6 protein-coding genes are annotated in these 12,395 nt (G+C 42.2%); all 6 read right to left on the bottom strand.

Translation table 11 applies throughout. From position 1 onward, the window contains the following. Window positions 1-2: 2 nt before the first annotated feature. Entirely contained in the window at window positions 3-3,257 is a 3,255-nt protein-coding gene (locus tag K429_RS0117585) for a TonB-dependent receptor (RefSeq protein WP_026367755.1), read from the bottom strand. 261 nt (window positions 3,258-3,518) lie between these two features. Next, the gene (locus tag K429_RS0117580; protein ID WP_007212525.1) at window positions 3,519-4,820 is read right to left on the bottom strand and encodes a pectinesterase family protein; all 1,302 of its coding nucleotides are present in this window, start codon (window positions 4,818-4,820) and stop codon (window positions 3,519-3,521) included. 29 nt (window positions 4,821-4,849) lie between these two features. Then, window positions 4,850-6,400 carry a hypothetical protein gene (locus K429_RS0117575; protein WP_026367754.1) on the bottom strand — a complete coding sequence of 517 codons (1,551 nt, stop codon included), beginning with the start codon at window positions 6,398-6,400 and terminating at the stop codon, window positions 4,850-4,852. Window positions 6,401-6,616: 216 nt separating this feature from the next. Further along, window positions 6,617-9,022, bottom strand: a complete 2,406-nt coding sequence (locus K429_RS0117570; RefSeq protein ID WP_026367753.1) for a TonB-dependent receptor domain-containing protein — start codon at window positions 9,020-9,022, stop codon at window positions 6,617-6,619. Window positions 9,023-9,410: 388 nt separating this feature from the next. Next, window positions 9,411-11,072, bottom strand: coding sequence for a hypothetical protein (locus tag K429_RS0117565; protein WP_007215318.1), 1,662 nt, complete (start codon window positions 11,070-11,072; stop codon window positions 9,411-9,413). A gap of 48 nt (window positions 11,073-11,120) precedes the next feature. Then, window positions 11,121-12,287, bottom strand: coding sequence for a MalY/PatB family protein (locus tag K429_RS0117560; protein ID WP_007215317.1), 1,167 nt, complete (start codon window positions 12,285-12,287; stop codon window positions 11,121-11,123). Window positions 12,288-12,395: the final 108 nt, after the last annotated feature.

Below are 12,395 nucleotides of genomic sequence, written 5' to 3'. Positions count from 1 at the left end.
GTTTAGAATGTAACATTTAATCCAAAAATATAGGATCTGGACTTCGGATAAGCCGAACGGTCATAACCAGGAGTCATATTGCTGGAACTTGTATTTACTTCCGGATCCTGACCACTATATCCTGTCAGACAGAATAAATTATTTCCAGTAGCATAGACACGCAGGCTCTTCACACCGAACTTTTGAGTCCAATATTTCGGAAGAGTATATCCCAGCGTCAGAACGCCTAAGCGTAAAAACGAACCGTCTTCTACCAACCAGTCTGTGGTAATCGTATTGTTCATTAACGGATGCCAGATGGAAGCATTGGAATTAATTTCCTGCAAACGTTCAGGGTTGGCATATTCACCATAATAGATATTAAGTCCTGTTACAGGATCTATCGTTGTAAAACGATTTGCCAATCTCATATCATTACTCAGATTCTGATAACGTTTAGAACCTGTATAAGAAGTGTAGTCCACTTTATTGATATTCAGAATATCATTACCATAAGACCAGTTGAACATCGCTGTAACATCGAAACCTTTCCAACCGGCATTAAAACTAAAACCACCAGTGTGTTTCGGCAACGCATGACCGATCACTTTACGGTCATTATCAGCATCAATAACTCCATCACCATTCAAGTCCTTCAATTTCATGTGACCAGGTCCGAAATAACCTCCAGCACGAGAAAGTACACCCGAACAATCTGTAACGATTGGTACACCATTTTCATCTTTAGTCGTCACAATATCCCACTTTTTAGTGGTAGGATTGAAAGTGAAATCATCAAAAGAATACATACCATCAGACACATAACCGTACATCAAACCAACTTCCTGGCCTACAAAAACACGATAGTTATCGCTACCGGTCTCTGTGCCACCACCAGAAAGAATCATTTCGTCACCATTGGCACCATACAATGCATCTACCTTATTCTTATTGAAAGCAATATTAAAATTAAAGTCAAGATAGAAATCTTTCGTCTGAACGAGATTTGCATTCAACGACAACTCTACACCGCGATTAGTGGTCTGACCAAGATTTTGGTATTGGCTACTATAACCTGCATTAGAGGGCAGCTGCACTTCCATAATCAAGTCCTTAGTAACATCATTATAATAATCAAATGTCAGATTTATACGATTACTGAAGAAACCTAAGTCAAAACCTACGTTCGTTGAGAACTTAGACTCCCAGGTCAGATTTTCATTACGCAGACGTTTGGCAGGTTGCAAGCTACTCTGTCCAATCTCATTCTGATAATAGAGATTCTTAGTAGAAGTTACCGGACTATAAGTCTGGCGCCAATAGGAACCGACACGGGCATTACCGGACTTACCATAACTGGCACGCATCTTCAAAGTGGACAACCAGTCTTTAGACCATTCCATGAAACTTTCATCCGAAATACGCCATGCAGCAGATGCAGCGGGGAAAATACCCCACTTATTTCCAGGTGCAAATACATTAGTACCGTCTGCACGCAACGTAAAAGTCAGATAGTAACGATCATTCAGAATGTAATTGGCACGACCGAAATAGGACATGCTGCGGTCGGGTTCATTAATCGTTGTATAAGTGGGTTCTGCAGTACCATTGTTCCACATAGCCAGAATGTCATTAGCCAAATAATCACCCGGATAATAGTCTGAATTGACTTTCATATCATCCTTTTCAGAGTTATTAGCTTCTATACCGCCCATAACGTCAAAATGATGCTTTTTCAACTTGAATTTATAAGTCAGCAAAGTACGAAATGTCCATTTTGAACCATTCCAATATTGGCGATAGGCAACAGGTTGTCCGGCCTTACCATTCGCTTCACCTGTATTCTTCAGATAAATATTATCAGTACGATCAAAAGTAAAGCCATAAGTACCTTCTGCACGCCACTGTAATCCTTTAATAACGTCCCATATTAAAGCAACATTATAGGTATTATTGAACTTGGACTGCTTCTTATACTCGTTGGTAATATTGTAGAAGGGGTCGTTCAAGTTACTGATGTTTTCAGGGATCAATTCATTATCACCAGCCAGGTCGTCTTCCGTTAGGTCAGTAAGCGTACCAATAGGAGGATACTTCACGCAGTCACGTAGTTTGGAACCACTGGATACACTGGGGCCGTCAATAACATTATTACTCATTTTAGCATTAAGATCCAATCTCAACTTTTTATTAAAATTCTTGCTTAACTTCAAGTTCAGATTATCACGACGATATTTGGATGTTTGCATAATATAAGTTTCATCATCACGTGTGTAACTTATACTATAAATCAAAGACTCACTACCACCATTAATGTTTACGTTGTAGCTCTGCTTCAATCCGGTACGATCAAACAATTTACGTTGCCAGTTGAGTCCTTCTTTACCTTTATAAATATCGACATCTTCCCACTGTCCATAGCGATCAAAAAAGCCTGCATTCTTAGCCGGATCCAATTCACGCTGATAGTAAACATATTCATAGGGAGAAAGAACCTCAGTTTCATTATAGAAACGGTTCAAACCCAATGATGCATTGAATGTCACTTCTGTCTTACCGGCACGACCACCTTTTGTAGTAACCAAAATTACACCATTAGCTCCCTTAGCACCATAAATGGCAGTAGAAGAAGCATCCTTCAACACATCAATGCTTTCAATATCCGTCGGAGGAATATCATTAATATTACTCACCTGGAATCCATCTACAATGAACAGCGGCTCATTGCTCTGCGTGATAGAACCACCACCACGTACGCGAATATTAACGGCTGCATCCGGTGAACCTTCAGTTGTAACAACGCTTACACCCGCCAGACGTCCCGTAATGGCGCTTGAAGCTGAAGTAGTTGGGATGTTTTTCAATGTTTTCTCACCTACGGAAGAAATAGCTCCAGTTAAATCTTTCTTGCGTGCGTTACCATAACCTACGGCAACTACTACTACTTCGTCCAGTGTTTGCGAATCATCCTTTAAGACAACCTTCAAAGTCTTTCCGGTTACTGCATCCACTTCTTCCGTTTTCATACCTATATAGGTAATAACGATCTTTTTTCCTTTACCTGACACATTCAGAGTAAAATTACCATCTAAGTCAGTGATGACACCATTCTGGCTTTTGCCTTTTTCCATAACAGTGGCACCAATAATCGGTTCTCCTTCCGAATCAGTCACATTACCTTTTACCGTAATGTTTTGAGCAAACACTCCAATAGGCACCATTAAAATGAATGCCAGCAGAAGCAACCTGCTCTTCATCTTTTCGATTTCTTGTTTCATGATAGTATTATTTAGTTAAACAATAAGTACAGTGTTTTTCGTAAAGCTTTTCATTTCTTAACTTAACCTGTGTTATTAATTCTTTTGCAAAATTCAGAATTAGAAGAGTATTTAAAGAGTAAAATCATCCAGAAAGGGAGTAATAATTCAGTTTAAGGCTATAACTGAGTAGTTTTAACAAAAAAATCCCAGACTTTCACAAGCCCGGGATTCCATATGCAAAAAATGTCAATATGTTATAGCGCCATTACAATTCATTAACTAAAGAACACTCTCTGTTCCTAATGAACCATAACGATTGACAGCACATACTTTTAAATTTCCTTTTACTTCAGATGGCAAAGTATAGATCGGCTCTTTGGCAAAGCCTATGACACGATCATTATTGAAAATAACATATCCGGCAGCAGCTGGTACTGCTTTCCAGCTAACTTTATCCCCCTTTTTTTTCAACTTTGCGGGAGATGGCAATTTTTCCATCATCGCACGGGGATTCCATCCGTCATCTCCCGGAATTATACGTTCGTATACATAGCCATCCGCTTCTTCCTTGGTGATTGTTGCACGACAGGAACCTTTCGGCGGATTATCCGGGCCACGTCCGTCATATTCAGTCTTACGTTGGCTAAGGTCGAGTACATTACCCTCGGCATCGCGGCTGTCATACTCTGCAAATAACCCCGGAATAGCCCCCATGTTTGTCCACCCCTCGGGAGCAAGAGGAATGCGCATAGTGGTATGTATATAGACAGCACGAGGAGAGTTATGCCACGGACGTCCTAACTTTTGTTTACCATCGGCAGCAGCGGCATTACCATCCACTATACAGTTGCGAAATACATATCCGAACCTCACATTTTTATGGGAAGGAGCAACTATTACCGAACCACTGCGCAAATTATATAACGTACAATTTTCAAGCAAAGCATCTCCACTGCCATAAAAGTAATCTACCGCTCCCTCAATCCAGCAATCCTTCGCATAAAGACGGTGAGAGTCAGTTCTGGAAGTCATCCAGGTATCCTGAAAAGATCGAAAAATGCAATTATTGTATGCAGCACAATCAGCCTGGCTACTCATAGCCAAAGCTTGAGGACCATTTTGGCTATCTACCCCCCAGTCATTAAGATAAGAGATATTCTCCGTATAAAAATGATCTCCCTTTATATAAACAACACTACCTTCCAATTTATGAACTTCAGAAGAAGGGTTATGAACAGAATGTTTCCAGTAAGCTGTTTTAGCAGGTTCAGTTCCCTCTTCCGGTTTTCCACCGACATTCAGACAGTGATGGATAATCGTCTTATTTTTATCCTGTCCGATAAGATGAATATAAGTTTTAGTAGCGGGAATAATTACTTGCTCCCGATAAGACCCGTTTTTCAGAAAAATCAGCCAAGGCTCCTGCCGATTGTCCGGTGCAGCATTAACAGCATCCTGAATACTCGTGTAGTCGCCGCTACCATCCAAAGCTACTACGGCCTGATACGGCGATGAACTATCTTGAGCATATCCTCCCGATAGAATGCCCATAAATAGTACTGTAAAAATTATCTTCTTCATACTTAATATATTAATAATTGGTTCAACTTCTACTTTACCAGACCGTTCATATAGACTTCCAAATTGGTATAACCTTCCTTACTCAATGTAGTAGTAACACCATCAGAAGCATCCTTCGGGTTCAGCCCATGAGCCGTTTCCCATGTATCCGGAATACCATCGCCATCAGTATCTCTTAGCTCATCATCTGTAACACCGCCATTCGATAATTCCGGCCAAGCACCGGTGGATCCCTCCGGTTTCACATCTGCCGGTAAGTCGATCAATCCGGGAGCATTTTCAGCGCCTTTTGTCACGCTGCCAATATAAGTAGCCGTACCGTTTTGAGTTTCCTCTATAATACGTATATCTATAATATCACGTTGTTTGGAACAACCGGCGTGAGCCAATACAAGATCATACGCCTGTTCAGCAGTATGTGTAGTGACAATACCTGCATCCAAAGGTTTGGCCAGGCGCATCTCTTTCTTCACTTGTTTAGTGAAAGTATTATCGCAGGATGAATTCTTGATTTGTTCGTAAATACCCTTTGTCCAGTTATCCTTGGTTACTTCCTTATTACCTTCGATTACATTACCGTCCACATAGAATTTCCCCCATACATGTTCCATAGGTTTCCAAACATTGGGCTTACCATCTGCTTTGGTACAATATTTCGTAGTACGCACTCCAAGAGCGGCAATACGATAGCGTACAGGACTGTTTTTGGGAGTAGCCGGACCCGGTTTGTAATAATTGTTCACGATGTTTACATGCATTCCCTCTCCACCGTAACAGCCATTTCCCGCCCAATTATAAAAAACATTATTACGCATATCCACATGTTCGCGTTCCTGAGTGAAAGGACGGGGACCAAGACGTGGGACACGACTTTCATGATGTGCTAGCAGATTATGATGAAAAGAAGCTTTCGCTCCTCCCCAGATGGCTCCATATCCGTGTTTTCCTTTGGCATGACCGGCCGTCCGAAGGCTTTCGGAAACAAGACACCACTGGACAGTCAGGTTTTCACCACCGTACACCGAACAACACTCGTCTACCGACCAACTGATAGAACAATGGTCTACAATAACATTCTTGCAATCGGTACTTCCAAGTCCGTCGGGTTCTCCACCGCCTTCATTGCCGACACGAAACCGTACATAACGAACAATAACATTGTTGGCGTTAATAGTTACCGGACGTCTGGCAATACAAAGACCTTGCCCCGGCGCCGTTTGTCCGGCAATAGTCAAATCTCCGTTAGTGATTCTTAAAGGTCTGTTCAGGAAGATAGTCCCGGCTACATCAAAAACCACCGTACGTGCACCTGTTTGCGCAAGCGCATAACGTAACGTTCCTGCTTGCATTCCATCTTCCAATGTAGTGACGTGATAAACTTTACCACCGCGACCACCGGTAGTATTCCGGCCAAAACCTTCAGCGCCGGGAAAAGCGATTAATTCTTCCGTACCGGATGCTAATTCATCATCAGAAATAGTAGTCGCTCCTGCCGGTATTCCACCTAATAAGAACAAGAAGAGCCATAAAAGGCATAAGTCCTTCATCTCTATTACTCGGTTTTTCATTTTGTTTTTCATATACTTCCTCTTATAGATTTGTTTGTTGGTATGCAAAAGTGAGCAATCATGAAGAAAGTAAGGGGTAAAAACTGGTAGAAAAGGAGGAATGATTCATATACTTTATGGAAACAAAGTGAACGGCCTGTCCGGTGAAACCACTGTTTCACTCTGACAAGCCGTTCGTCTCCCACCACGGGAGTGCTTTCAGCTAGGTAAAAACGATGAAAGCAATTTTTATAATCTGTTCTGAATATCTGAGTTACTATTACGTTGTCCCTTGCTGCGGATATCCCCACCAAACGTGTAGGAAACACCGATGCGGAAACCGGTAAAGGCAAACTGATTGTCCGTCGTCATCCGGACTCCATTGGAAACAGTTTCAAGCTTCGAATGGCTGATTAGAATATTATTGACGTTCAGGCTAAGACTGAGCTTATTATCCAGCATACGATAGAGCAAACCCGCACTGACACCATAAGTAGGTTTTATCAGATATACTCCACTATACTGACGTGAAGTAAACCAACCTGAAAGCGTTCCGATAAATGTCTTCTTCGGATTAAGGAAGAATGTATTGCGCAAACTGGCATTATAAGCCCATCCTTTCTCTTCGGCTGATGTGGAAGCGGCACTGGAAGTTGTGCGGCTATAGTTTACACCATGCTGAACATAAGCCTGCATCCATTTTGTACGGAATGTATAGGAGTTATTCAACCCGAAAGAGTGTGTCTCCATAAAGTTATCCCACAAGAAAGAACTGATATTCGTTTCCGGATCTAAAGCTACAACCTGAAAGAATACATCGTCCGAATAAGAATAAAATGCAGAGATATTGAGATTATTCTTGAATGTATATCCCAATTCGGCATTATACGTATAACTCGGCTTCAGGTCTTCCTTTCCACGAGCATAGGTATACTTGTTCTGATAGAACGGGAAAGGGTTCACCATATTCTGTGAAGGGCGGGAAATGCGATTGGACAAACTAAGGTTCAATGCATTCTGCTCATTGGGTGAATATAGGAAATAGAGTGTAGGGAACAGACGGGTATAATCGTGCTTGTCCGTCGTATTCTCCGACTCAGAAATACCGGTAGTACGGGTGTGTTCCATACGCAAGCCCAGCTGCATAGAGAACTGCTTGCCAAACGCGCGGTTATAGTCAGCGTAAAGAGCATAGATTTGTTCTTTATAGTGGAAATAATCGTCCTGCACCAGTGTCGGGTCCGAAGTATCATAATTGATACGGTTACGGGTATTTGTGAAAGAAACCTTGGCACCTGCGGTCACCTTATACTTCTCGAAGGGAAGTGTAAAGTCAAGTGCAGAAGAGAATACATCTACTTTGCGGTTTTGCAAATAACTGTAATCAAAATTGGTTCCGGGTATAGTTACACCGTCAGGAGTCTGAGTGTCAGACAGGAACCCCATGTGACTATCTCTTTTATCATACAGGTAATCCACATCCCAGGTCATCTTTTTACCCTTATCACCCCAGGATTTGTCAGTATGGAAATTCAAGTTAACGCGGTCGGCTTTAGTTCCTTCCTCACTGTCAGAGAATAAAAGAGAGTCCAGACGGGCAGTAGCCACGTCATAAACTTCCGTAATAGAAACTGCTTTGGAATCTTTTGGGTTATTGTGGTTGTAAACAGCTTGCAAACCTAACGTCCAGTTGCGTTCCAGCGCAAAGTCCACACCTGCCTGACCATAATAACTCTGCATATATTTCTTATAATCCGTACGCCCATCCCAAGTATTCTGAGCAAAATAGCGACGATTCGCCTCACGGTTCTCATAGTTGCCTTGCGTAGTACCTGCATTGATGAAAGAAGATACGCGACCTTTGCTGATGTTCAGGTTTACACCACCATAACCGTAATTCTCCTTTTCACCTGCATTATAAGAAGCAGATACCGTACCTCCCAGATAATCTTTAGGACGTGACTTCAGACGTATATTGATAATACCTGCATTACCAGCCGCATCATATTTGGATGGCGGAGTAGTAATTACTTCCACTTTCTGTATCTGAGAAGCGTCATAAGAACGGAGATAGTCAATCAACTCGTCACCGGAAAGTTTCGTTTCACGATCATTGATATATATCTTCACGCCTCCTTTACCTATAATATCAATACTGTTCTGACCAACGCGCAGACCGGGCACTTCACGCAAAAGGTCAAGTGCATTTCCTCCGGCAGTAGCGATGGCATTATGTGTATCAAAAACAACTCTGTCTACCAGACGCTTGATTACCGGACGAGCTGCCGTAACGGTTACTTCATTCAAAAAGGTAGAAGAGGATTTCAGGGTGAGCATACCTACATTCTTATTTCCCTGTAAGGAGACGGGCAAATAGATATCTTCACAACCTATCAGAGTAATATGTAACAGATATTCCCCTTTAGGTTGAGTAAAGGTAAAACACCCTTGTGCATCCGTCAGCATACCCGTAAGATAAGTACTGTCTTTAGCCTGTTTCAACAGAATGTTTGCTACTTCCACCGGCTGATTGTTTTCGTCCTGTACGCAACCGGAGAGTTGATAACTTTGAGCAGAAATAGAAACTGCCACACACATGATAAGGATTAAGAATGTTAGTCTTTTCCCGATAGTCTTCATTGAATTTGCTTTCATCGTTTGATTGATTTAAATGTTTCACTTTTCGTTTTTACCTGATGCAAAGTTAGGGGTGAAACATGTCTCAAACACTCTATATCGGGATATAAAAGTTCTATATTAGAAGTACATATAACACTAATTATCAATACATTATATTTTCCATTCTCTATATTTATCTTTTGAGAGTCTATATACTATTTATATGTATGAATAGGCGCATGCATTTCTGAAAAGAAAGGAAGGAAACCAGTTGACAAGGGGACGAGTTGACCAGGGGACAAGGGGCTGCGCAATGCTTCTATGCCGCATGGAACCTTGTCCCCTTGTCAACTGGTTAACTCGTCAACTTTCCCTCATAACCGAAAAAACACGAATACACATACGAATATGTGAAAAGCAGGTATTATTTCTCCAGAATAAAACTGACGATGTCCTCTTTCTCCCCCATTCCCAATTTCTTCCGGATATTCGTCTTCCGCTGATAAATAGTCGGAATGCTTTGCTGCGTCACCACACTGATCTCTTTTGTAGAGAACTCTGCGCAAAGCAGACAACAGAGCTGCTGTTCTTTATCTATTAGTACAGACCCAAAACGTCTGTTCATTTGAGTATAAAAGCCATCGTATATACGATCGATCACGGGATACAAATCCTCCCATACCAAAAGACTTTCTACGGGCAACTCCCGGTTCGTAATGCCGGATATGCGGCGAAGTAAATCTTGATTTTGTGATGTAGGCTGCGTAGCGACCAAACGAATAATGCCCAACTGTTGCAAAAGTATTTTTCGGAAAAACTGTCCGTCTTCCACTTCCTGATTAACATTTCCGGTAGTCCCTGGTTCACTGTCTCCCTTCGTAGCATCTGCCAGCAAACGGTTCAGTGTTTCGATTCGCTCTTCCGCTTCAATCAGACGATGACGACGAGCCCGGATATAGAAAAAGGCGCCACCACCCGTAACAACCAGTAACAGCAGACAAGCTAACAGCGTCAGTTGCGCTTCCTGTCGCTCTACCGTCAGCTGCAAATTAGCATTCGAAAGTGATTCCTTACTTTCATCCTTCCGCTGAATGGTACTTTGTAAGGCATAAAGGGCATTGTGAACAGAATCATTATAACGCATCACCTTCAAGAAATCAAATGTACGATGACGTGTATAATCTATCAATCCCTGATAATAAGTCATCATATTTTCTGTACTCAGAAGCTTCTCCCGGCGGGCAAGTAATGCTCTGCCCTGATCAAGATAGTATTGGGCGGAATCCAACTCTCCCATTTTCAGAAAACATTCTGTCAGCACCAAGTCGGTCATGGCAACCTGCCCCCCATCGGGTGCTAAACTCCGCAGCCGTTTCGACACTTCCGCCGCCTTTTTATAATCACTGCTTATATAAGACAATAGCTGCGCGTAGTTTCGCAGATAATGCACCAAGCGCGTCGTATCTTTCTTTTTCTCCACCAGTTCAATGCTTCGGTCCATATAGTAAGAAGCCGAATCATTTCCCTGTAATCCCATGGCAATACCCAAAGAATAGCACAAGCCTTCATCTTCACGAATGGCAATCGCTCTGAGATGTGCTTCTATAGCCTTTTTATAATCCTTCTCAACGTACACATACCTGTTTGCTTTCTCAGAAAGCATATTGACCATCAGATAAGTATCTCTACATGCCGTAGCCGCCGCAATACCGCTATCCAATACAGCCATAGCCTCTTTATGCTTTTTCTGCCAATACAAATATTTGGATTTCAGCACGAATGAATTCAGCATCTTTACCGTGTCCGGACCGGCGACAAAATAATGAAATGCCGGTAAAATCAAAGAATCTTCCGCCATGGAGGCTCCCCGTACATTATGCGCAAATGTACGCAGCCAGCCATACAACATTTTTTCCTCGAACGGCAACCGCTCCGGATTCTTGATTAACGACAGGAGCTTCATTGCACTATCCGCATTGCCATAAACCACCGCATCCGCCTGGCGGAGCAAAGCAGTACTATCGGTATGCCTGCAAGCACACAGCAGAATACCACTTACAATAAAAAGATATAAGAGTTTCTTCATATAGTATAGACCTGTACGGCCAACAAAAATAGATTCTTCTTTTTGATATTACTGCACAACAGCCTCACGTAATTGCTGCAAAGCCTGCTTCAGCACTGAACGGGGACAACCGATATTCAACCGCATAAAGCCCTCTCCCGGTTGACCAAACATAGTTCCGTCATTCAGAGCCAGATGTGCTTTCTCTGCAAAAAGTCGGGTTAATTCTTTCTGTGTCAGCCCCAAAGCTCGACAATCCAGAAAAACGAGATAAGAAGCTTGCGGACGTATCATACCAATGCCCGGAATATGTTCTTTCAGATATTCTTCTGTAAAATCTATATTCTCTTTTATATAATCAAGCATTTGCTCCAACCATTCTGCACCATGCATGTAAGCAGCTGCCGCACCGATATAGGCAAGCAAATGTCCTTCAGAAAACTCACCCGCCTCCATAAAGGTCTGAAAACGTTCACGAATATCCTTATCAACAGTAATCGCATACGAACTTCCCAATCCGGGCATATTAAATGCTTTACTGGGAGCCATGAAGACAAGTGAGTTCGATGCTGCTGCTTCGGAAACCGTAGCAAACGGATAGTGCTTATAAGGAGGCAAAGTCAGATCGGCATGAATCTCATCAGAAATCACAAATGTGCCATTATTGTAACAGATAGCCGCTATTTCTTTCAACTCTTCTGCTGTCCATACACGTCCGCCCGGATTATGAGGATTACAGAGAATCAGAACTTTACAACCTTGCAAATCTTTACGGAAACGCTCAAAATTGATATGATATTGTCCATCCTGTAATTCCAAGGGTGAATATACCACTTCACGCCCCATACGTTCAGTCACCAAGAAGAAAGGATGGTAAACAGGAGTCATCACCATTACCTTATCCCCCGGATTAGTGAAACATTGCAGGGCAAAAGCCTGCCCGCGAACGATTCCCGGAACAAATGTCAGCATCTCTCGGGATATATCCCACTGATGACGGTCGTGCAGCCATGTACAAATAGAATTATACCACTCTTCACAAGCAAAAGTATATCCCAACACCTCATGCTCCAAGCGTTTTCTTAAAGCATCCATCACGAAAGGCGGAGTACGGAAATCCATATCGGCCACCCACATAGGAAGCAAATCATCACGCCCCCAGATATTCTTTACGCCGTCCCACTTCACAGAGTTAGTGCCACGACGTTCAATGATTTCATCAAAATTGTATTTCATAATAGCTTTATTTTGTTTTACCACAGATTACACGGATTTACACAGATATAAAGCAGGAAAATCAAAAATATATTTTTTCATCTGTGTAAATCCGTGTAATCTGTGGTG

Origin of the sequence: Bacteroides sp. 14(A) (assembly GCF_000526555.1) — a bacterium.
Classification (GTDB): domain Bacteria; phylum Bacteroidota; class Bacteroidia; order Bacteroidales; family Bacteroidaceae; genus Bacteroides; species Bacteroides cellulosilyticus.
The sequence above is the reverse complement of the archived record's forward strand: the minus strand, read 5'-3'. Positions and strand labels throughout refer to the sequence as shown.

Excerpts from the sequence above, each read along its gene's own strand:
- K429_RS0117585 (WP_026367755.1), bottom strand. The coding sequence starts at position 3,257 with ATGAAACAAGAAATCGAAAAGATGAAGAGCAGGTTGCTTCTGCTGGCA.
- K429_RS0117580 (WP_007212525.1), bottom strand. The coding sequence starts at position 4,820 with ATGAAGAAGATAATTTTTACAGTACTATTTATGGGCATTCTATCGGGA.
- K429_RS0117575 (WP_026367754.1), bottom strand. The coding sequence starts at position 6,400 with ATGAAAAACAAAATGAAAAACCGAGTAATAGAGATGAAGGACTTATGC.
- K429_RS0117570 (WP_026367753.1), bottom strand. The coding sequence starts at position 9,022 with ATGAAAGCAAATTCAATGAAGACTATCGGGAAAAGACTAACATTCTTA.
- K429_RS0117565 (WP_007215318.1), bottom strand. The coding sequence starts at position 11,072 with ATGAAGAAACTCTTATATCTTTTTATTGTAAGTGGTATTCTGCTGTGT.
- K429_RS0117560 (WP_007215317.1), bottom strand. The coding sequence starts at position 12,287 with ATGAAATACAATTTTGATGAAATCATTGAACGTCGTGGCACTAACTCT.